The organism is Alteromonas abrolhosensis (genome assembly GCF_001953635.1).
Classification (GTDB): domain Bacteria; phylum Pseudomonadota; class Gammaproteobacteria; order Enterobacterales; family Alteromonadaceae; genus Alteromonas; species Alteromonas abrolhosensis.
Genome location: NZ_MEJH01000007.1, coordinates 221955 through 242772, shown reverse-complemented (window position 1 = coordinate 242772; position 20818 = coordinate 221955). Strand labels below are relative to the sequence as shown.

Genomic DNA, 20818 nt, shown 5'->3' with positions numbered 1-20818 from the left:
AATGCGTTTATTCTGTTTGCCTGGCAATTACTTTGGCTCAGCCAAAAGGCATTAATATGACGCCAGCATGATACTTTTATGAATAACGGCAGTGAAAAGTTCAAAACATCTTGAACAGTATATACATAAGCTATACATTTTGTGATTAGGTAAAGGATGAGTGTGGGTTTGCAAGGAACCAACGTGTCTGAAAAAAACAAAAAAAAGAAAAAGAAGAATAGTCAGATGATTATTCGTATAAATGATGAAGAGCGCGCTCAATTTATTACTTTATGTGAAGAATTAGACACGTCTGCCGCTCGCGAAGTTAGGCATTTTATTCGAGATTTTATCGCCAAACACGGCGAACAATAACGGCTTTGCTATACTTGAATTGAGTGAAGCCAACGCGACGAAACAAGATAAGGATTACTATTATGTCTAAGAAAAAAGAGCTTAAAAAAGAAATTAAAGCAACTAAGGCTAAGATTTCAAAGCAAGAAGGAAAGTTAAAAAAGCTCAAGAAGAAACTTAAAAAAGCATAAGTTGTAGCGTTGTAGAGTTGTTTGTAAGAGGCGTTCCTCAAGGAACGTTTTTTTATGGCTGATGTACCAGGTTGAAAATCGGTGAGTAACGCTTCTCAAAACAGACCTCAAAATTCGCTGCAATAGATAATTCCGTCGCTTCATCCTTAAAATTCAGCCTGTCGTCGATATTAAGAAATTATTACAACTTTAGTATTGTGCGAGCGAATCTTTTTGTGATTTACTCAGCCCATAAGCATCGCGTGCTTACCATCTCTAATAATAATAAGTCTGATCAGACAATCTGGCGTTTAGCAGTACCCCAACTTCAGAAAGAAGATATTGTATTTTAAAGCGTTTTCATTTCGCCAAAATACAAAACTACACACTTCGAAAAGTAAAATTTAAAAGAATTCAGGAACAACACAATGCAACAGGCAAAATTTAACGCTTCTGCTTTCAAGCTTTCCTTAATTGCTTCTGCAATTGCTGGAATGTCTTTTTCTTCATCGGTGCTTGCACAGGAGCAAACCTCAGTTGATGAGCAAGATGTTGAACAAATCCAAATTGTAGGTTCACGTCGCGTTGGCCGTACTATTAACGATTCTCCCGTTCCTATCGATATTATTGATGCCTCATCGATAGAAGCGACGGGTCTGACTGAAACCAACATGATCTTAAATCAGTTACTGCCTAGCTTTAACTTTCCTCAGCCTTCTATTACCGATGGTACCGACCACGTACGTCCAGCTCAGCTTCGTGGCTTAGCGCCTGACCATACACTGGTGTTAGTTAACGGTAAGCGCCGTCATACATCAGCACTACTTAACCTAAACGGTTCGGTGGGTCGTGGTTCTTCGGCAGTAGATTTAAATGCTATTCCCGCTAACGCAATAAAACGTATTGAAGTATTGCGTGACGGTGCCGCGGCGCAGTACGGTTCAGACGCCATTGCTGGTGTTATTAATATTGTTTTAAAGGATGCTGCAGAAGGCGGTGAAGTGTCGGCAACGTATGGCGCAAACGTTACCACAATGGATGGTGTACCCAACCTTGGAAGTGTGAGCATTGGTGCTGACGGCAACTTATCATTCACAGAAGGCAGCGACAGAGACGTAACCGACGGGCAAACTTTTACGCTTCGCGGCAACGTAGGCTTCGAATGGGGCGATGATGGTTTTGTTAATGTATCTGGTGAATACCGCGACCGCGGCCAGGCGAACCGCTCAGACTACGACCAGCGAGAAAACTATGCTCGTGACGTTGACGGCAATTTAGACCCACGTGAGCTTACTTTTAATCGCTACAATCACGTTTACGGCAATGGTGAAGTGGAAGACTATGCCTTATTCATCAATGCGGGCAAAGCACTTACCGATAGTGTTGAGTTCTATACCACCGCAGGCTACAGCACCCGTGATTCTGTAGGTGGTGGTTTTTATCGTCGCGCTCAAGATTCGCGAAACGTTGTAGAAATTTATCCAGACGGTTTCCTACCCTCTATTCAAACAGACATAACCGATATGTCGTTGTTAGCGGGTATTAAGGGCTATGGTGAGGTGTGGAATTACGACTTGTCTGTAACCCATGGTGGAAACGAGCTAGAGTACGGCGTAATCAATACACTAAATACCTCTCTTGGCCCTACGAGCCCAACCGAATTTAACGCTGGTACGCTTGAATACAACACGACAATAGTGAACGCCGATGCGTCACGCTTGGTAGACACAGGCTATTTCTTTAGCGAGATGAACTTCGCAATGGGCGCCGAATATCGTCATGAAAGCTACGAAATTACAGCAGGCGAAGAAGGGTCCTACATTCAAGGTACGTTTGGTCCAGGTGGCGTAGTGACTGACCCGGCAGACGGCCCGTTTGGTGCCGCTGGCTCGCAAGTATTCCCAGGCTTCACCCCAGAATCTGCAGGTGAAAACAGCCGTCACAACTATAGCCTTTACGTGGATGTAGAAGCGGATGTGATTGAGAACTGGAATGTGGCAATAGCAGGGCGTTTCGAAGACTATTCTGATTTTGGCAGTACATTTAATTGGAAAATGTCTCACCGCGTAACGTTAAGCGATGCATTTGCTTTTCGAGCGTCAGTATCAACCGGATTTAGAGCACCGTCGCTACAGCAGCAATTCTTTACGTCTATCGCAACGGTATTCGTTGATGGCGAACCGACAGAGACTGGTACGTTTGCCCCATCAAGCGATGTTGCGCAAGCACTGGGTAGCCCAGGCTTAGATGCAGAAGAATCTAACAACTACAGCGCAGGTTTTACCTACTCGCCAACAGCAGATTTCAACCTGACAGTAGACTTCTACCGCATTGATATCGACGATCGTATCGTGCTGTCTAACAACTTATCTGGAGAGGGGATAGAAGCGCTACTTGCAGGTACGGGAGCGAATCAAGCACGCTTCTTCTTAAACGCGATAGATTCGCGCACACAAGGTGTTGATATCGTTTCTACCTATACGCTTAATACGGCTGATTATGGGGCATTTAACTTCAACGCAGGGGCTAACTTTAACGATAACGAAGTAACCAGTGTTATTGATGCTCCTGAGGTATTGCAAAATGCAGGCTTTGATCAAGACAATTTGTTTGATGACGTAGAGCTACGTCGCTTTGAGACTGCATCGCCTGATAGCAAACTGAACTTGGGTGTTACGTGGAATTACGACCGGTATACAACGACGTTACGCACTACTCGTTATGGTGAAGTGGAAGATCCATCGTCAGTTGAAGCACGCAATGAAATCATTCCATCAGAGTGGATCACAGACCTTGACGTCCGCATTGCGTTAACGGAAGGGTTAACCGTTTCTGTGGGAGCTAACAACCTCTTTGATGTGTACCCTGAAACGACGCGTGAGCTTGTGGATGATGTAACTACGTTCTCGCGCTTATTCCCGTATTCAGGCTTTTCGCCTTACGGTTTTACAGGCCGTTTTGTTTACGGAAAAGTCTCGTATCGCTTCTAGGTAGCATCGGTTCTTGAGTGCTGAAGGCCAGTTGATTAATAATCAACTGGCTTTTTTGTACCTGTTACTTAGTCATTTTTCTCAAAGGTAACTACACAGCGGTGTTCGTCTAAAAGCGCGACGTCTTCCTTGGGAATGAACGCGTCGTAATCACGTTGTAGCTTAACTTGTGCTTCCTTACGAATTTTACTACGGCGGATAGCGGTCATAAAATTGCGCATTTCATGGTGAGTAGATAGCTCCAGTTCAGGTACGGTAACAGGAGTGCCTCTGTCATCTTTGGCTACCATGGTAAAGAAACTGTTGTTGGTATGCTTAACCTCATTGGTTTTAATATTTTCCGTTGTGACTTTTATCCCTACCACTAAGGATGTATTGCCGACATAGTGGACGGTAGCATCAAGATGAAGCAGGTCACCGACTTCCACGGGCTGTAAGAACTCAACACCATCAACAGTAACGGTGACACAATATGCCCCCGCGTGCTTACTCGCACAGGCATAGGCGACCTTATCCATTAACGATAGAATGACTCCACCATGCACCTTACCGCCGAAATTAGCGAAAGAAGGCACCATCAACTCAGTAAGTCTTGTTCTTGAAAAAGCGACACTACGTGCAGTCATAAACAACCTTTAATGTTTAGCACTTGAAAAGCGCCATGTGAGCGTTCATATCAGTAATAATTCACCCTACCACAAATAGTAAGGAATGGTTTTGTCACAAACGCATTTTTATCAACCAAAAGAAGGCCACGGTCTGGCTCACGATCCGTTTAATGCGATTATCGCACCGCGCCCAATCGGATGGATCTCTACAAAATCAAAAGCGGGTGTGCTAAACCTCGCCCCTTACAGCTTCTTCAATGCTCTAAATTACACGCCACCTATCATTGGTTTCTCAGTAGTAGGCAGTAGGAAAGATTCGCTGGTAAACGTGCAGGAAACCGGTGAGTTTTGTTGGAATCTGGTATCGGAAGATTTAGTTGATGCGATGAACACAACAAGCAAACCTTTAGCACCAGAAGAAAGCGAGTTCGACCACGCTGGACTTCACACTGTAGACAGTGAAATAGTAAACGTTCCCCGCGTAAAAGCGAGTAAGGTGAGCATGGAGTGTAAGCTTACTGATGTGGTACAGCTTAAATCGGCCTCAGGTGAGTCGGTGGACAGTTGGTTTATTATGGGCGAAGTCGTGGGTGTACACATTGATAAGTCGCTTATAGAAAACGGCGTTTACAGCACGCTGAAAAGTGCGCCAGTTAGTCGTGGTGGTGGGCGCGGAGATTATTACAAAATTTCTCAGGAAAACTTCTTTGAAATGTTAAGACCAGAGTAATGGTCTTTGTAGAGTAGCAAGAAAGCTTGAATATCAATCGGTGTCCTAAATGTTAAATATGAACTTTGATGAACGCTTGGCGATTAATACGCAAATGCAAGAGTGGCAAGCGTCACCGTCTTCTACGGTATGGCGTAAACCCTTAGAGCGTGAAGCAAAAGAGTCAGGTCATACAACTAGCGTTGTAAAGTACGAAGCAGGAGCGAGTTTTAAGCAGCACAGTCATCCCTATGGTGAAGAAATTCTGGTGCTTGAAGGTGTGTTTTCCGATGAACACGGTGATTACCCTGCAGGCACTTATTTGCGTAACCCGCCAGGCAGTAAACATAGCCCGTTCAGTAAAGAAGGCTGTGTGATTCTGGTTAAGCTGAATCAGTTTGATAAGCGCGATTTGAGTGAAGTACGGGTAAATACAAATAAAGCACAATGGCTGCAAGGGCAGGGCGGTTTACAAGTGATGCCGCTTCACAGCTTTGAGCACGAACATGTGGCGCTAGTTAAGTGGCCCGTGGGTGAGGTATTCAAGCCTCATAAGCACTTTGGTGGTGAAGAGATTTTCGTACTGTCGGGTACATTCAAAGATGAGCATGGTGAATACCCAAAAAGCACGTGGATAAGAAGCCCACATATGAGCCAGCATCATCCCTACGTTGATGAAGAAACAGTGATTTGGGTTAAGACAGGGCATTTGCCAGTGGCGTTGTAGGCCGCCATTAAGTTTGTTGCAGGTAAACCAAAACCAGCGGTTTACTTGCGGTCAATTGTTACAAGCGAAAAAGGCTAACCCGAGGTTAGCCTTTCTTTTTCTAAAACTTACGCCAGAACTTACTTGGTCAAAGTTAGCGTGGAAACACCTAACTTTAAAACACTAACCTAGTAAAAGCCGGGCTTAATCCCACACACCATCTTCAGACCTACCTTGAATTTCACAATCGCCAACTTTGTATTCCACCTTTTCGCCACTGTCTTTTTTCTTAAAGTAGTCTTTACTGATAGATACGATGGTTGGGGTCATCCACACAATAGCGATAATATTTATAACCGTCATTAGGCCTAATGCCATATCGGCCATTGCCCATACTTGAGGTAGTGCCGCCTGTGCGCCCCAGTAAATCATGCCTAAGTAACCAATCGTGTAAACCGCACGGCCTATTTTATTATCTAGCTTGAACATGTGTAGGTTACTTTCACCATACGCGTAGTTTGCTACCACAGACGTAAACGCAAACAAACTGATAGCGGCTGCCACGAAGTCAGTACCGCCTTCGCCTAAATGACTGCTCATGGCGTCTTGCGTTAAGCGTATGCCTTCCATTTGGTCAGAGCTTGAACCGCCAGCAAGTAAGATGATAAAGGCAGTAGACGTACACAGGACGAGAGTATCTAAGAAAACACCTAGCATCTGAATGTAACCCTGTGATACAGGATGATTAGGGTTTGGAACCGCACTCGCTGCTGCGTGCGGTACAGAGCCGCTGCCCGCTTCGTTTGAATAAAGGCCGCGCTGAATACCATTTTTAATCGCTGCCCCTAGTGCACCAGCGCCAGCTTCTTGTAAACCAAATGCCGACTTCACAATATCAAGCAACATGGCTGGCAGCTCAGAAATATTGATAAAGGTTATAGCAAGTGCCACAAGCACGTAGCCGATTCCCATAAATGGCACAACAAACTCGGCAAAGCGGGCAATGCCTCTAAGCCCACCAATAACAATTAACGCTGCAAGTGCGATAATAGCTAAGCCCACGTATTCGCTAGGAAACGAGTATGCGTTGTTTAATGCATCGGTAATGGTGTTGGCTTGAACGGCGCTAAACACAAAGCCGTAGCCAAAAAATAAACATAAAGAAAATGCGACTGCAAGCCAGGTCTTGTTCAAACCCTGCTTGATATAATAAGCTGGGCCACCACGAAACTCACCGTTCTCGTCGCGCACTTTATAAAGCTGACCTAATACACTTTCGGCAAAGCCGGTAGCCATACCTAGAAGAGCAATCATCCACATCCAAAAAATAGCACCAGAGCCACCTAGCGATATAGCAACCGCTACGCCCGCTAAGTTACCCGTGCCTACACGAGCGGATAAGCTGGTACACAATGCTTGGAATGAACTGATCCCATCCTTAGTAGAAGTGTTACTGCCCTTTAATAGGCTGAACATATGGCCGAAGTGCCTAAGTTGCACACCGCCAAGTTTAACGGTAAACCAAATACCACATGCAAGCAGCATAATGATAAGTACCTGACCGTCTCCCCAAAGAATATTGTTAACTAATGAAACGAATTCGTTTATCACGCACTTTCCTTCGTTATTGTTTTAATAGTTGCTCGACGTGTAGAAATGAACTGAACATGACAGGTGCGTTGTCAGAACAAACGCTTCGGCTTAAGCAAACTCGTATTTGCTAAACCTTAGAATAAGCCGAGCTATATCGATAAAAAACCAATACTAGCACGACAATTAAATGATTGGACAATGAAAACGTGCTGAAGCTATGACGTTTTATGCTCGCATATAGCAAATTTATTCAATCACGGGGAAGGGGAAAGCGTTTGTAGTACAGAAAATGAGTACAAACGAAAAAGCCGCTCAAAAGAGCGGCTTTTTCAAGAATATGGCTGGGGTAACAGGACTCGAACCTATGAATGGCGGGATCAAAACCCGCTGCCTTACCAACTTGGCTATACCCCAATATTGGTGCGGAAGGAGAGACTTGAACTCTCACGCCGTGAAGCACTGGAACCTAAATCCAGCGTGTCTACCAATTCCACCACTTCCGCAATGTAGACTTCCAATTAAGGAATAAGTAAAAGTTGGTGGCTACGGCGAGATTCGAACTTGCGACCCCATCATTATGAGTGATGTGCTCTAACCAACTGAGCTACGTAGCCTAAACTTTTATCTTCAATAAAAAGCCGCTCAATGAGCGGCTTCTCAAGAATTTGGCTGGGGTAACAGGACTCGAACCTATGAATGGCGGGATCAAAACCCGCTGCCTTACCAACTTGGCTATACCCCAAATGGTGCGGAAGGAGAGACTTGAACTCTCACGCCGTGAAGCACTGGAACCTAAATCCAGCGTGTCTACCAATTCCACCACTTCCGCGTAGACGCTAGCTATAATAGTCATTCAAAAAAGAATGGCTGGGGTAACAGGACTCGAACCTATGAATGGCGGGATCAAAACCCGCTGCCTTACCAACTTGGCTATACCCCAGTCGTGGTGCGGAAGGAGAGACTTGAACTCTCACGCCGTGAAGCACTGGAACCTAAATCCAGCGTGTCTACCAATTCCACCACTTCCGCGCAGCTAGACTTTCCTAAAAGAGATAAGTGAGAATTGGTGGCTACGGCGAGATTCGAACTTGCGACCCCATCATTATGAGTGATGTGCTCTAACCAACTGAGCTACGTAGCCTTGCTATTCTCTTCCCTCTCAGGAAGTGGCGCGTATTATGCGTATATGACTGGCAACCGTCAACCCCTTTTTTACTAACTTTTTTTAAATGCTCATTAAGTGTGCGCATTAGGGCGAAATACGAGCAAAAAGCCGTGAAATTGAACAACTTGCACGAAATAAGTTAGCTATTTACCACGCTTTGTTACTGGTTTTTGTTTGGTAATAACATACGTCAATAGGGCGCGGGCCATAGGTATTGTCATGAAAAAACGGGTTATCTAAGTTTCTTCCTGTGTTCGCTCGTTTTTTATATTCTTCATGATGCGGCGTTTGTAAGAAATAAGGTGCCGCGTTGTCTGCATGCACAAAAGCCTGCTCAATTTTGCTTTCTTGCGTTATATCATCTAGAACGCCACCTCTGTCCATATTTCCTCGCGGCAACTTTTGAAGCACATCCATACCGTGCAGTACGCGACCAACGACCGACATATTTCTGTCTAAGTGTCGTGGTGCTTGCCCAATCACAATATAAAACTCCGTACTGGCTGTATCTTTCTCGCTATTGCGAGCAAACGCCACCACTCCTGGGCAGTGAAGTCCCCACATTTCTTTACGGCTTTTATCAATGCCTACTGGAAAGCCATCTAAAAATCCGGTGTTAGGCGCAAACATATCCTTATTCTCAACCACGTTTACATTGCTATTAAGCGGTTGGGTAAATTCAGCGTTAATAGGCTTAAGCAGAGTCGGCGAAAATTGTGAGGCGTCGTGAGTATCGTTGCTGCCTGCCTGTGCCACAAACCCGTCTACTACACGATAAAATGCTTGTTCGTTGTAAAAGCCTGCGTCTATTAAACTTTTAAACCGGGCCACATGTTTTGGTGCAAGGGTAGGGTGAAGCGCAATAACCACATCGCCATATGCAGTTTTAAACGTCACAGTATTACTCTGAGGAACTTGATACCAACTGGCAGTGTTACTCGCTATTGCAGGTGCTTTTTCAACAGCATCGCTACCGATTTGTGAATTCACTGGATTAGTTTGAGGTTCACTGGCAAAAGAAAAATTAGCCAGGCTTAACAAGCATAACGCTTTAATTGAGGTTCTTAGTACTGAAAATCGTTTGGCTCGCTGTGATTTGCCGCAAGCCAAAGTAAAAGAGTGCGATGAGGTAAACTGATTAAAAGTCATTGCAAAGGCCGTTAGTTTTTTTCTAGTTATATCAGGCCTATGTGCGCTTCACAATTATTCGCAAGAAACAAAAAAGCCACCTTGCGGTGGCTTTCGTAAACAGTGCTAATTTCTACTTTAGAAATTACACGTTAAAGCGGAAGTGAATAACGTCACCGTCTTTAACAATATAGTCTTTACCTTCTAAACGCCATTTACCTGCGTCTTTCGCACCTTGCTCGCCATTGAACTCAACGAAGTGCTCGTAGCCTACGATTTCAGCGCGAATAAAGCCTTTTTCGAAGTCGGTGTGAATTTTACCTGCCGCTTGTGGTGCAGTTGAGCCTTCAGGGAAGGTCCACGCACGTACTTCTTTTACGCCTGCAGTAAAATAGGTTTGTAGCGTAAGAAGGCTGTAACCCGCTCGAATTACGCGGTTAAGACCTGGTTCTTCTAGACCCATGTCTTGCATAAACTCTTCGCGTTCGTCGTCTTCAAGCTCAGCAATATCAGACTCGATTGCCGCGCACACTGCAACTACAGTGGCATTTTCGCCTGCTGCAATTTCTTTAACCTGATCAAGGTACGGGTTGTTTTCAAAACCGTCTTCATTCACGTTTGCAATGTACATGGTTGGCTTAAGGGTAAGCATGTTCATGTAGCTGATTGCCGCAAGCTCTTCTTTAGTCAGCTCAAGTGAACGTAGTAACAAGCCTTCGTCTAGGTGCGGCTTAATCTTCTCAAGCACTTTCATTTCGTACTTAGCTTCAGCATCGCCACCTTTTGCGCGCTTAGCAACACGGTGAAGTGCTTTTTCTGTTGTTTCTAAGTCGGCAAGTGCAAGCTCGGTGTTGATAACATCGATATCGTCTTTAGGGCTAACGCGACCTGCAACGTGAACAATGTTCTCATCATCAAAACAGCGTACTACGTGACCAATAGCGTCAGTCTCACGGATGTTAGCAAGGAATTTGTTTCCTAAACCTTCACCTTTAGAAGCACCTTCAACCAAGCCAGCAATATCTACGAATTCCATGGTAGTAGGAATAACGCGCTGAGGTTTTACGATTTCAGCCAACTTGTCCAAACGAAGATCTGGCACAGGAACAACACCTGTGTTTGGCTCGATAGTACAAAACGGGAAGTTTGCCGCTTCAATACCTGCTTTAGTTAATGCATTGAAAAGTGTTGATTTACCTACGTTTGGTAGGCCAACAATACCGCATTTAAAACCCATGGTATGGATCCTTAGTTTGGAAAAGTGATAACTGGCTAGGTTTACCCTTTGTGCGAGTGTAACCTGTTTTGTGCTTGCTTAAGGTCTTCTTTCAGCAAAATTTCTGTACAGCGTACCGCTTCATCGATGGCACTTTCAATGGCTGCTTTTTCTTCTGCTGGTGGTTTTCCAAGAACATGGCCGGTAACGCGGCTTTTATGACCTGGATGACCAATACCTATGCGCAAACGCAAAAAATTCTTGTTGTTACCCATTTTAGCCACAATGTCACGTACGCCATTTTGACTAGAGCTTCCGCCCACTTTGTATTTTGCAACACCTGGGGGTAAATCTAACTCGTCAAACGCTACTAATATTTGTTCTGGTTCTATTCGGTAAAAGTTAGCCAGTGCTGCTACGGCTTGTCCACTTTTATTCATAAAGGTAGTGGGGTAGAGCAAACGGATATCTTTGCCTGCAATGGTAATGCGAGCAGTTTTACCGAAGAATTTGGTTTCTGGTTTTAGCGGGGCGTTGTAGGCGTCGGCTAGTTGGTTGAGAAACCATTCACCGGCATTGTGTCGGGTATTTTCATATTCGGGGCCTGGATTACCCAGACCCACGATAAGGCGGATATCAGCCAAGAGGATTATTCCTCAGAAGCTGCTTCTTCGCCGTCTTCTTCTGCGTCAGCCGCTTTAGGAGCAGGCTTAACAGTTACAACCGCTAGGTCGTGAGCTTCGTCGTTCTTCGCAAGTTCAACTGAAGAAACGCCAGCTGGAAGAGTTAGGTCAGAAAGGTGTAGCGTTTGACCCATTTCAACACCAGCCATGTCTACTTCGATGAACTCAGGAAGGTTCTTAGGTAGACAAGTAACTTCGATTTCAGTTACGTGGTGCTCAGCAATACCGCCAGCTTTAACAGCAGCAGATTTCTCTTCATTTACGAAGTGAAGTGGTACGTTAGTGTGAACGTCTTGACCAGCGATTACACGTTGGAAGTCAATATGTGTGATCTTTGGCTTGAACGGGTGACGTTGCATATCTTTAACTAGAACTTCAACAACTTTACCGTCAAGGTTAATCTCAAGAACGTGAGAATAAAACGCTTCAAAGTCAGCAGAGTTGTTTACTTTGTTATGATCTAGTGTGATAGAAACTGGTGCTTCTTCACCACCGTAGATGATACCAGGAAGCTTATCTTCGCGACGTAGGCGGCGGCTCGCACCTTTCCCTAGGTCTGTACGAACAGAAGCGTCTAGTTTGAAATTTGCTTCAGACATTGTCTGTCTCCAAAAATATAAGTCTAATGATGTGGATTTTTGCGACCAAAACCCACGGTAAAATGATGTGAATTACGTTTAAAAATAACTTTCTATGCGCAATAAAACACCAACCCAAAATTCAAGGGCGGCGAATTCTAACACCACCTACCAAAACATACAATTACAAAGGCAGATAAAATATCCAACTAAGCAAATGCAAGTATTTGCGTTACTCACAATAAAAGAAGCGCACCTTGGCGCGCTTCTATCATATTTATAGAAAAAAGCATTTTGTGAAGACTAACTTGACCGCTAATTATCTATTTCCCAAGGCTTGATAAGGTCAACAAGCCTTAGGAACATAGCAACTCTTTACACAAGCGTTTACTTCGTCAGCACCACTCTGTAATGGGCTTTACCTTCTCTTAATCGCGCAATAGCCTCATTTACGTCATCAAACTTGAAGGTTTCGGTCACAGGTTCAATATTGTGGTGTGCAGCGAAATCTAGCATGGTTTTAATGGTCGCGGGGCTTCCCACTGGCGAACCTGACACACTTTTCTGCCCACCAATTAAGTTAAACGCACCAATATCTAGAGGTTCAAGCGTGGCGCCTACAAAGTGAAGTCGGCCTTTCGGTGCCAATGTAGATAGGTACAAATTCCAGTCTAGCTTCACATTTACAGTTGAAATAATTAAGTCAAACCGACCGCGCGCTTTTTTAATCTCATCTTCATCACGGCTATTAATCGTATCTGACGCACCTAGCTCTAGCGCTTCCGTCTTTTTAGATTCGCTAGAAGTGAACGCTACTACCTTACATCCCCACGCATTTAAAAACTGCAAGGCGAGATGGCCTAGACCCCCAATGCCAACCACACCCACTTCACTGGTTGGACTAATACCAAACTGCACAAGCGGATTGAATACGGTAATACCGCCGCAAAACAGAGGGCCTGCTTTTGTGCTGTCGATAGCATCGGGAAGGGGAATAACGGCTCGTGCTTGGGCGCGCACTTTATCTGCAAACCCTCCATGGCGACCACCAATGGTCATCGTAGCATCGGCACACAGATTATGATCGCCTTCTTCGCAGGTTCTACAGCTATTGCAATAGCCTGAATGCCAGCCCAATCCTACACGCTGACCAACTTTCAAAGATGTTACATGTTCCCCTACTTGGCTAATTGTGCCTACAACCTCATGGCCTGGGACAAAAGGGTATTCTGTCATGCCCCATTCATTATCGAGCATACTAAGGTCGCTGTGGCAGATGCCGCAGCTTTCAACATCTATTTCAACATCGTGAGAACCGAGCTCTCCGGGGTCGTATTGAAACTTTTCCAGTTTTCCACCCGGCTCTTTAGCGGCATATGCATTTATCATCAATAATCCTCCTTTTTAGTGCTTAATTGCACTAGTAGCACGAAAGCAAAATGTTTTAATTGCTACATTCCACACTAAAATCTTGATCATTGTGTTTGTAAATTATCAATCACCTTACTGGTATCAAGCACCTTAACGCTTGTCACCTGAAGCACTGTGCCGAACTGAGTGAACGTCATCATGTCAGGCTTAGGGGTGCCTTTTACTTCAACGATGAGTCCGTTCTTTTGATAGGTTTCGTCTAGGCCATGTAGCGTATAGCGGTCGCCGTTTTCAGCAATAAAAGCGTAAAAACCGCCTTCGAGGTCTTTATAAATAATACTGCCCTTCATGGTCACTTCGCCTTTTGCATTATCTTCTACTGCTTCGGCTTGAGTAACAGGCTCAGCGACCAGTTCTTTTGGCATAGACTCTGTCTCAGACTGTATTTGCTTTTCTTTATCTACCATTGTGACGTCCTTATTCTCTTCTTCTGAAGAGCAAGCGATAAGTGTAAGTGCAGAAGTGAATATAAGTGCTAGTTTTAGTCGATTGTTTTTCATTCTTTTATTCCTCTATCAAATGAGTATAGGGTCATAACATTAGCGCTGAAAAAACAGTAAATCACAATTTAAACAGTGTTACTGCCCATTAACTCTTTTCCCAAAAAACAGTCTTCCATGCCGTTTAAGTAATTTCTACAAAAAACACAGAATCGTATACATTTTTTTTACACTACAGCAGAAAATCGCGCTTATAAAAGATAGAAGTAAAGTTTACGAATTCTCTTAACGAGACAAGGATACGCTTGAATAAAGCCGCATGTATTTACCGCTATAAAAAGGCGCTCTACTAACTGATTCTAAAAATACGTTTAACTATACCTTTAATAAGTGGCTGAAATTTAGATGCTTTTTGAACTTATTGTTCGCGGCATTATTTTGCACATTTTCTCAATTAATTACACTGAGCGAGGCGGTATAACATTTTTAGTATTTTGCGGTAGTTGAATTCGGGAAAGAGATTGGCATAGACCCTGCTACATTCACGATGGTTTATGTAATGACACCGATAGGGTTACCTACGATTAATCCGAAGTTGATGTCGTACATATCAAATATACCTTTAACTAGGGTTATCCAAAGCAACGTTTTTAAGGAGAGAAAATGAAGCATTTAACTAAAATTCTTGCAGTATCGAGCCTAGCACTAGCGGCAAGTGCATGTGACGTAAATAAGACCGATGATGGTGAAATGCCTGATGTCGACGTGGAGTCTGGCGAACTACCTGAATATGAAGTAAAGAAAACCGATGACGGCAAAATGCCAGATATTGACGTTGAGGGCGGTGAGTTGCCTGAGTATGACGTGGATACGGTAGATGTTGATGTGAGAACAGAGACTAAAGAAGTTGAAGTGCCTGTTGTAGACGTAGACATGCCCGAAGACGATGAAGAAGACGAAATTGATAATTAATCAATATTTCTTATAAAAGAAGCGAGTGAAACAATGCTATTGAAAGACATTGTCTCACTCGCTTTTTAGTGCGAGTTAGTACTCAAACATTGCTGAAATAGACTCTTCGTTGCTGATGCGACGAATAGTTTCAGCAAGCATCTCAGATAAAGTAAGCTGTTTTACTTTTCCAATTTGCTTCATCTCTGCACTTAATGGGATAGAGTCGGTAACGATAATTTCGTCAATAACAGACTCTTTAAGATTATTTGCAGCGTTACCTGAGAAGATAGCGTGAGTCGCGTAAGCATAAACACGGCGCGCGCCATGTGCTTTAAGGGCTTCGGCTGCTTTTGCAAGTGTGCCGCCTGTATCAATCATGTCATCGACAATGATGCAGTCTCTGTCTTTTACGTCACCAATGATGTTCATTACTTGAGCCACGTTCGCTTTAGGGCGACGCTTATCGATAATGGCAAGGTCGGTGTCGTTAAGTAGTTTCGCAGTAGCACGAGCACGTACAACACCGCCAATATCAGGAGAAACGACTACAGGGTCGGCAAAGTCACGTCTTACCATGTCAGCAAGAAGGATAGGAGTACCGAATGCGTTATCCACTGGAACATCAAAGAAACCTTGAATCTGTTCGGCATGTAGGTCGATAGTAAGTACGCGGTCAACACCAACGTTAGACAGGAAGTCAGCAACTACTTTCGCAGTAATTGGCACCCTAGCTGAACGAACACGACGGTCTTGACGTGCATAACCAAAGTAAGGAATTACTGCTGTAATACGACCAGCTGATGCGCGACGTAGTGCGTCGATCATCACAATAAGTTCCATAAGGTTATCGTTAGTAGGCGCACACGTAGACTGGATAATAAAAACGTCCGAGCCACGGACGTTTTCATGAATTTCTACGCTGATTTCACCGTCACTGAAACGGCCAACTTTGGCATTTCCAAGTTTGGTGTAGAGGCGATCGGCAACTTTCTGGGCAAGTTCTGGTACGGCATTACCTGCAAAGAGCTTCATATCTGGCACAAGTGGTTCCTCAGTGCGTTGATAAAAGAGGTTTGGCTGGGGTAGCAGGACTCGAACCTACGAATGGCGGGATCAAAACCCGCTGCCTTACCAACTTGGCTATACCCCAATTTTTAAGTTCTTGTCCGATGTGGCGTACACGCTATTTTTGTTGTTCTAATTTGTCTAATAGTGGTGAGCGATTCACACCTTTTGCGACAAAACTCTGCCAAGATTCAGGCATTTGAGCCCTAACTTGCTCGGCTAAAGTGTAGTCAGAAAAAGTGGCAAACACGCATGCACCTGTGCCCGTCATTCGCGACGGTGCGTAGTGTACCAACCACTGTAATAATTTTGCAACTTCAGGATAGCGATTCGCGACTAATTGCTGACAATCATTCCAAGTTTTTTCAAATTTGTAGTCTTCCCAACGAATCGCTGGTGTATTTCTGGGCAAATCCGGCGAAGTAAATACCTCAGCTGTACTTACGTGAACATTTGGGTTCGCCACAAGAAAATACTGTTCTTGCTGAGGTGCTGGGGTTATGTCTTCTCCAACGCCTCCTGCAAACGCTGTTAGACCTCGCACAAAAATAGGTACGTCAGCGCCTAAAGCTAGCCCGAGCTCAGCCAGTTCATCTTCACTTAGCTCTGTGTTCCATAGGTGATTAAGCGCCACTAACGTGGTTGCTGCGTTCGATGACCCGCCGCCGATGCCGCCCCCCATAGGAAGGCGTTTGTCTAACGAAATAACGGCACCTTTATTACATTTTGTTTTTGTTGCCAGTAGTCGCGCTGCTTTTACAATTAAATTGTCATCGTCTGGTACCCCTTCCAGTGGGGTTTCCATGCGTATGGTTGTGTCGTCTGTGCTTATGTCAAAGGCGAGTGCATCGCCGTAATCCAGCATTTGAAACAGGCTTTGGAGCTGGTGATAGCCGTTGTCGTAGCGGCCAAGAATATGTAAGAAAAGATTCAGTTTAGCGGGGGAAGGCCACCAATCTTTTTGTTTAGAAACAGATGAGTTCACTACAGGGTCCACTGATAAATTTTAATTTTAAGCTGAGTTTGAGGCATATCCGGCGTTTCGTTTTGAGTAAGCGTTATGCTGTGAGGCAGCCATACAGATGTGCCATCATCTAGCTCAACACTGCCGTAGTTACCATAAGCAACTTGCCAATTTCGACATCCTTGGCAATAGCTTTCAAGGGTATCAACCAACCCTTTTTCAGTTAGGGTGAATTTATCACCGTCCAGCGGTAGTCCTTTTACCCAAGACAACAGTGATTCCACCGGAATTACCATTCCCGTAATCTGGTAAATAAGTGGTTCAGGTAGGGCATCAACGTACGTTTCGCCATCCGCTTCTAATACTGACTGTTGCTGGGTAACATTAAGGTTAACCAGACTTACCCCTAAAAAATTGGTTAATCGGAAATCAAAATCACCGGAATCGTTTTTCCAGACTAAATTAAGACTAGCCGCTTCCTTTCCTTGGCGAAATGCAATTTTTCCGCGCATTTGCCACTGGTGAACTTCAGCAACCTTTTCAAGTTGAGCCGTAAGGTTTACCGCGTTTTCTGGGCCTTTGGGAGCGGTTGTACATGCACTTAATATAAAGCAAAAGGTCAACAGTAGGGTAGTTAAGCGAATCATTAAGGCGTGTTACCTGTATAAAAATAAAACATATTTAGCTATGACATTATGGGAACACAGTTTCACCAACACTTTCAATCATTTTGGGTTTTTCGTACAATGCCGCTCCGACGTTGCCAGCACAGATTTTAATGACTTTACTCGCCCTCGGTATTAACCACAAAACAGCACCAGTAGCACTTCGTGAAAAAGTGGCCTTTACACCAGATTCTCTGGTGGAAGCGCTTGCGAGTTTAAAAAAGCTGGAAGGGGTAGAAGAGTCTGTCATCGTATCGACCTGTAACCGCACTGAGCTATACGTCAATACTCAAGACGATACGGGCCAAAAGCTTCTACAATGGTTAAGTGACTTCCATCATTTAGATGTAGAAGAGATTGCCAATAACAGCTATGTGCTCGCGCAAGATGAAGCGGTAAAGCATATAATGCGTGTAGCCAGCGGGCTTGATTCACTGATTTTAGGTGAGCCTCAAATCTTGGGTCAGGTGAAGCAGGCGTTTGGCGATGCAAAACACTCAGGTATGGTGAGCAGCGAATTTGATAAGCTGTTTCAACATACGTTTTCAGTGGCGAAACGAGTTCGCAGTGAAACAGATATAGGTGCAAACGCGGTAAGCGTGGCTTATGCAGCCGTGCAGCTGGCAAAACATATTTTTGCTGAGCTACCCAAGCGTTCAGTGTTACTAGTGGGAGCTGGCGAGACCATAGAGCTAGTTGCCCAACACTTGAAAGAGCAGGGCGTGAGCTGTTTGGCGGTGGCGAATAGAACCGTAGCCCGCGCAGAGGCCTTAGCCGAAACATTAGATGCGAGTGTGTTTACCTTATCGCAGGTGCCAGAGCACTTAAAAGACTTCGATATCGTGATAAGCTCTACCGCAAGCCAACTGCCTTTAATAGGCAAGGGCATGGTTGAGAAAGCCCTTAAACAGCGCAAAAACATGCCGATGTTTTTGGTTGACCTTGCAGTACCACGAGATATCGAATCAGAGGTTAACGAGCTAGGCGATGCCTATCTTTATACCGTTGATGATTTGCAGCATATTGTTCAGAAGAATTTAGAAAACCGCGAGCAAGCAGCAAAAGAAGCAGAAAAGCTCATCGACAAGCAAGCTAGCGACTACATGACGTGGAAGCAGTCTCAGCAATCGATTGATTTAGTTAGACAGTATCGCCAGAAAGGCATGGCACAGCGTGACGATATTGTGGAAAAAGCCAAAGCGCAATTGGCAGAAGGTAAAAATGCCGAAACGGTATTAGAAGAAATGGCGTATAAATTAACCAATACGCTATTGCACCCAACTACCTTAGCGTTACGCGAGGCTGCCATGCACGATGACCCGGCGTTAAGCCGATGGATGGGACAGGCATTAGATTTATCTGACTTTTCGTCAGACGATAATAAATAAGGTAATAAAAAGCATATGAAAGAGTCGGTAGTTAGGAAACTCGAACACTTAGTCGAGCGTTTCGAAGAAGTTCAGGCGTTGTTAGGCGACCCTGGAGTTATCGGCGATCAGGATAAGTTTCGCAACTTGTCAAAAGAGTTCAGTCAGCTAGAAGATGTAGTGGCAGGCTTTAATGCTTATCAGCAAGCACAAGAAAACTTGGCTTCAGCGCAGGAAATGCTGAATGAAGACGACGCCGAAATGCGCGAGATGGCACAGGAAGAGATGAAAGAAGCCAAGGCGGAAATTGAGCGCCTTGAAACTGAGCTTCAGGTTTTACTTCTGCCTAAAGATCCTAACGATGATAACAACTGTTTCTTGGAAATTCGCGCTGGTGCGGGTGGTGACGAAGCGGCAATATTCGCAGGTGACTTGTTCCGCATGTACAGCCGTTATGCCGAAAGTCGTGGCTGGCGCGTAGAGTTGGTTAACGCCAATGAAGGTGAGCACGGCGGTTATAAAGAAGTCATTGCGAATGTTAGCGGCGATGGCGTGTACGGCGTATTGAAATTCGAGTCGGGCGGTCACCGCGTACAGCGTGTACCAGAAACCGAATCACAAGGCCGTATCCATACCTCGGCATGTACCGTGGCGGTATTACCAGAAATTCCAGAGTCGCAGGCAATTGAAATTAATCCTGCAGAGCTTCGCATCGATACCTTCCGTGCATCAGGTGCGGGTGGTCAGCACGTTAACAAAACCGACTCGGCTATTCGTATTACTCACTTGCCAACAGGCTTGGTAGTGGAATGTCAGGACGAGCGTTCACAGCACAAAAACCGTGCGAAAGCGATGTCGGTACTTCAAGCGCGCTTAAATCAGATTGAAGAAGAGAAGCGAGCAGCAGAAGAGGCTTCTACTCGTAAGAGCCTAGTCGGTAGCGGTGACCGCTCTGAGCGAATTCGTACTTATAACTTCCCGCAGGGACGTGTAACCGACCACCGTATCAACCTGACTATTTATCGTTTAGACGAAGTGGTGGAAGGTGACCTTAAGCAGCTTATCGACCCAATTTTGCAAGAGCATCAGGCCGATCTACTGGCCTCTCTGTCTGACGAATAACGCTGTCTTGTTACACAAACTGTTTATAGAAAAACAATGCGCATAGACAACGCCTTAGCATGGGCTGCTGAGCAACTAGAGGGTGGGGAGTCACCCTCTGTTGATGCAAAAGTCATGTTGGCGAACATTCTAGGTAAGTCACAAACTTATCTATTCACATGGCCTGATAAAACCTTGGATGCCGACCAGAAAGCGCAATTTGAAGCGGATGTGGCCAAGCGTAAACGGGGTGAGCCCGTGGCGTATATTATCGGCAAGCGTGATTTCTGGACCCTGTCACTGTTTACCTCGCCAGATACATTAATTCCACGACCGGATACTGAAGTATTGGTTGAGCAGGTGCTTAATTGGGCAAATCAACAATCCTCTGCACCCTTATCAATCTGTGATTTGGGAACCGGTACGGGCGCTATTGCGTTGGCATTAGCGAGCGAACTGCCAGAAGCATCCGTTACTGGCGTAGACTTTCAAGCGGGGGCGGTGAAGCTTGCTTCCCGCAATGCCCAAGCTAATAGCATAGCCAATGCGCATTTTGTGCAAAGTGACTGGTTTAGTGCACTGGCAGGCCAAACCTTTGACATTATTGTTTCAAACCCACCTTACATAGAAGAATCCAGTCCATACCTTAATGAGGGTGACGTGCGTTTTGAGCCTAAAACAGCATTAACCTCGGGCAGTGATGGTCTAGACGACATCAAACACATCATTAATAGCGCGCCGCAATATCTCAATAAAGGTGCCTTACTTGCATTCGAACACGGCTTTGACCAAGGGGCAGCGGTTAACGCTTTGCTTGCAGATGCGGGATTTATAGACGTCAAAACTATTAAAGACTACGGCGACAATGACCGCGTAACGCTAGGACAGTGGCAGTAGTTTTCAACCTTCAAAGAAATTATCTTTCCTGTAGTTATCAAAATTTAATTGCAAA

General features: G+C 44.8%; 19 protein-coding genes and 9 tRNA genes. 8 read left to right on the top strand and 20 right to left on the bottom strand.

Going from position 1 to position 20818, the window contains the following annotated elements; translation table 11 throughout:
• Positions 1–156 precede the first annotated feature (156 nt).
• Positions 157–354 (top strand): hypothetical protein, encoded by a 198-nt coding sequence (locus BGK61_RS19610; protein ID WP_014997961.1) that lies wholly within the window; start codon positions 157–159, stop codon positions 352–354.
• Between the two features lie 577 nt (positions 355–931).
• Positions 932–3493: a TonB-dependent receptor plug domain-containing protein gene (locus BGK61_RS12635; protein ID WP_076011872.1), complete on the top strand. Its 2562-nt coding sequence runs from the start codon at positions 932–934 to the stop codon at positions 3491–3493.
• A 68-nt stretch (positions 3494–3561) separates the two neighbouring features.
• Here the strand turns inward: BGK61_RS12635 and BGK61_RS12630 are convergent, their stop codons facing one another.
• Entirely contained in the window at positions 3562–4119 is a 558-nt protein-coding gene (locus BGK61_RS12630; protein WP_076011871.1) for an acyl-CoA thioesterase, read from the bottom strand.
• 91 nt (positions 4120–4210) lie between these two features.
• Between BGK61_RS12630 and BGK61_RS12625 the strand changes: the two genes are divergently transcribed.
• Both BGK61_RS12625 and BGK61_RS12620 read left to right on the top strand, forming a co-directional pair.
• Positions 4211–4831 (top strand): flavin reductase family protein, encoded by a 621-nt coding sequence (locus BGK61_RS12625; RefSeq protein ID WP_014997964.1) that lies wholly within the window; start codon positions 4211–4213, stop codon positions 4829–4831.
• 49 nt (positions 4832–4880) lie between these two features.
• Complete coding sequence (locus BGK61_RS12620) at positions 4881–5537, top strand: cupin domain-containing protein (RefSeq protein ID WP_076011870.1); 657 nt, start codon at positions 4881–4883, stop codon at positions 5535–5537.
• A 183-nt stretch (positions 5538–5720) separates the two neighbouring features.
• Here the strand turns inward: BGK61_RS12620 and BGK61_RS12615 are convergent, their stop codons facing one another.
• The 15 genes from BGK61_RS12615 to BGK61_RS12545 form a co-directional block, all read right to left on the bottom strand.
• The gene (locus BGK61_RS12615; RefSeq protein ID WP_076011869.1) at positions 5721–7127 is read right to left on the bottom strand and encodes an alanine/glycine:cation symporter family protein; all 1407 of its coding nucleotides are present in this window, start codon (positions 7125–7127) and stop codon (positions 5721–5723) included.
• A gap of 320 nt (positions 7128–7447) precedes the next feature.
• A tRNA-Gln gene (locus BGK61_RS12610) sits at positions 7448–7523 on the bottom strand.
• 4 nt (positions 7524–7527) lie between these two features.
• A tRNA-Leu gene (locus BGK61_RS12605) sits at positions 7528–7612 on the bottom strand.
• Between the two features lie 34 nt (positions 7613–7646).
• Positions 7647–7723: transfer RNA gene (locus BGK61_RS12600), tRNA-Met, on the bottom strand.
• 52 nt (positions 7724–7775) lie between these two features.
• Positions 7776–7851: transfer RNA gene (locus BGK61_RS12595), tRNA-Gln, on the bottom strand.
• 2 nt (positions 7852–7853) lie between these two features.
• A tRNA-Leu gene (locus BGK61_RS12590) sits at positions 7854–7938 on the bottom strand.
• 35 nt (positions 7939–7973) lie between these two features.
• Positions 7974–8049: transfer RNA gene (locus tag BGK61_RS12585), tRNA-Gln, on the bottom strand.
• Positions 8050–8053: 4 nt separating this feature from the next.
• A tRNA-Leu gene (locus BGK61_RS12580) sits at positions 8054–8138 on the bottom strand.
• A 35-nt stretch (positions 8139–8173) separates the two neighbouring features.
• A tRNA-Met gene (locus tag BGK61_RS12575) sits at positions 8174–8250 on the bottom strand.
• Positions 8251–8421: 171 nt separating this feature from the next.
• On the bottom strand, positions 8422–9423 hold the full coding sequence (locus tag BGK61_RS12570) for a peptidylprolyl isomerase (RefSeq protein WP_076011868.1): 1002 nt from the start codon (positions 9421–9423) through the stop codon (positions 8422–8424).
• A gap of 124 nt (positions 9424–9547) precedes the next feature.
• Positions 9548–10639, bottom strand: a complete 1092-nt coding sequence (gene ychF, locus BGK61_RS12565) for a redox-regulated ATPase YchF (protein ID WP_014949009.1) — start codon at positions 10637–10639, stop codon at positions 9548–9550.
• A gap of 41 nt (positions 10640–10680) precedes the next feature.
• A complete protein-coding gene (gene pth, locus BGK61_RS12560; RefSeq protein WP_014976149.1) occupies positions 10681–11262 on the bottom strand; it encodes an aminoacyl-tRNA hydrolase in 582 nt (193 codons plus the stop codon).
• Between the two features lie 5 nt (positions 11263–11267).
• Positions 11268–11900 carry a 50S ribosomal protein L25/general stress protein Ctc gene (locus BGK61_RS12555; protein ID WP_014976150.1) on the bottom strand — a complete coding sequence of 211 codons (633 nt, stop codon included), beginning with the start codon at positions 11898–11900 and terminating at the stop codon, positions 11268–11270.
• A gap of 366 nt (positions 11901–12266) precedes the next feature.
• Positions 12267–13268, bottom strand: a complete 1002-nt coding sequence (gene ahr / locus BGK61_RS12550; protein ID WP_076011867.1) for an NADPH-dependent aldehyde reductase Ahr — start codon at positions 13266–13268, stop codon at positions 12267–12269.
• Positions 13269–13354: 86 nt separating this feature from the next.
• The gene (locus BGK61_RS12545) at positions 13355–13810 is read right to left on the bottom strand and encodes a ribose-phosphate pyrophosphokinase (RefSeq protein ID WP_076011866.1); all 456 of its coding nucleotides are present in this window, start codon (positions 13808–13810) and stop codon (positions 13355–13357) included.
• Positions 13811–14413: 603 nt separating this feature from the next.
• Here BGK61_RS12545 and BGK61_RS12540 point away from each other — a divergent pair.
• Entirely contained in the window at positions 14414–14722 is a 309-nt protein-coding gene (locus BGK61_RS12540; protein WP_076011865.1) for a hypothetical protein, read from the top strand.
• Between the two features lie 75 nt (positions 14723–14797).
• Here BGK61_RS12540 and BGK61_RS12535 read toward each other — a convergent pair whose 3' ends face one another.
• The 4 genes from BGK61_RS12535 to lolB form a co-directional block, all read right to left on the bottom strand.
• Positions 14798–15745, bottom strand: a complete 948-nt coding sequence (locus BGK61_RS12535) for a ribose-phosphate pyrophosphokinase (protein ID WP_014949014.1) — start codon at positions 15743–15745, stop codon at positions 14798–14800.
• A gap of 33 nt (positions 15746–15778) precedes the next feature.
• Positions 15779–15854, bottom strand: a tRNA-Gln gene (locus BGK61_RS12530).
• Positions 15855–15887: 33 nt separating this feature from the next.
• On the bottom strand, positions 15888–16754 hold the full coding sequence (ispE, locus tag BGK61_RS12525; protein WP_076011864.1) for a 4-(cytidine 5'-diphospho)-2-C-methyl-D-erythritol kinase: 867 nt from the start codon (positions 16752–16754) through the stop codon (positions 15888–15890).
• Positions 16754–17380, bottom strand: a complete 627-nt coding sequence (gene lolB / locus BGK61_RS12520; protein WP_014997974.1) for a lipoprotein insertase outer membrane protein LolB — start codon at positions 17378–17380, stop codon at positions 16754–16756. The genes ispE and lolB overlap by 1 nt, the downstream gene beginning before the upstream one ends.
• A 131-nt stretch (positions 17381–17511) precedes the next feature.
• Here lolB and hemA point away from each other — a divergent pair, with 131 nt between their 5' ends.
• From hemA to prmC, 3 genes are read left to right on the top strand one after another with little or no spacing between them, the layout of a single operon-like run.
• On the top strand, positions 17512–18786 hold the full coding sequence (gene hemA, locus BGK61_RS12515; protein WP_014997975.1) for a glutamyl-tRNA reductase: 1275 nt from the start codon (positions 17512–17514) through the stop codon (positions 18784–18786).
• 15 nt (positions 18787–18801) lie between these two features.
• Positions 18802–19887, top strand: a complete 1086-nt coding sequence (gene prfA, locus BGK61_RS12510) for a peptide chain release factor 1 (RefSeq protein ID WP_014997976.1) — start codon at positions 18802–18804, stop codon at positions 19885–19887.
• A gap of 36 nt (positions 19888–19923) precedes the next feature.
• Positions 19924–20763 carry a peptide chain release factor N(5)-glutamine methyltransferase gene (gene prmC / locus BGK61_RS12505; RefSeq protein ID WP_076011863.1) on the top strand — a complete coding sequence of 280 codons (840 nt, stop codon included), beginning with the start codon at positions 19924–19926 and terminating at the stop codon, positions 20761–20763.
• Positions 20764–20818: the final 55 nt, after the last annotated feature.

What these genes read in the sequence shown, in the direction of transcription:
- BGK61_RS19610 (WP_014997961.1), top strand. Translation starts at nt 157, where the DNA reads ATGAGTGTGGGTTTGCAAGGAACCAACGTGTCTGAAAAAAACAAAAAA.
- BGK61_RS12635 (WP_076011872.1), top strand. Translation starts at nt 932, where the DNA reads ATGCAACAGGCAAAATTTAACGCTTCTGCTTTCAAGCTTTCCTTAATT.
- BGK61_RS12630 (WP_076011871.1), bottom strand. Translation starts at nt 4,119, where the DNA reads ATGACTGCACGTAGTGTCGCTTTTTCAAGAACAAGACTTACTGAGTTG.
- BGK61_RS12620 (WP_076011870.1), top strand. Translation starts at nt 4,881, where the DNA reads ATGTTAAATATGAACTTTGATGAACGCTTGGCGATTAATACGCAAATG.
- BGK61_RS12570 (WP_076011868.1), bottom strand. Translation starts at nt 9,423, where the DNA reads ATGACTTTTAATCAGTTTACCTCATCGCACTCTTTTACTTTGGCTTGC.
- ychF (WP_014949009.1), bottom strand. Translation starts at nt 10,639, where the DNA reads ATGGGTTTTAAATGCGGTATTGTTGGCCTACCAAACGTAGGTAAATCA.
- BGK61_RS12555 (WP_014976150.1), bottom strand. Translation starts at nt 11,900, where the DNA reads ATGTCTGAAGCAAATTTCAAACTAGACGCTTCTGTTCGTACAGACCTA.
- ahr (WP_076011867.1), bottom strand. Translation starts at nt 13,268, where the DNA reads ATGATAAATGCATATGCCGCTAAAGAGCCGGGTGGAAAACTGGAAAAG.
- BGK61_RS12545 (WP_076011866.1), bottom strand. Translation starts at nt 13,810, where the DNA reads ATGAAAAACAATCGACTAAAACTAGCACTTATATTCACTTCTGCACTT.
- BGK61_RS12540 (WP_076011865.1), top strand. Translation starts at nt 14,414, where the DNA reads ATGAAGCATTTAACTAAAATTCTTGCAGTATCGAGCCTAGCACTAGCG.
- lolB (WP_014997974.1), bottom strand. Translation starts at nt 17,380, where the DNA reads ATGATTCGCTTAACTACCCTACTGTTGACCTTTTGCTTTATATTAAGT.
- hemA (WP_014997975.1), top strand. Translation starts at nt 17,512, where the DNA reads ATGACTTTACTCGCCCTCGGTATTAACCACAAAACAGCACCAGTAGCA.
- prfA (WP_014997976.1), top strand. Translation starts at nt 18,802, where the DNA reads ATGAAAGAGTCGGTAGTTAGGAAACTCGAACACTTAGTCGAGCGTTTC.
- prmC (WP_076011863.1), top strand. Translation starts at nt 19,924, where the DNA reads ATGCGCATAGACAACGCCTTAGCATGGGCTGCTGAGCAACTAGAGGGT.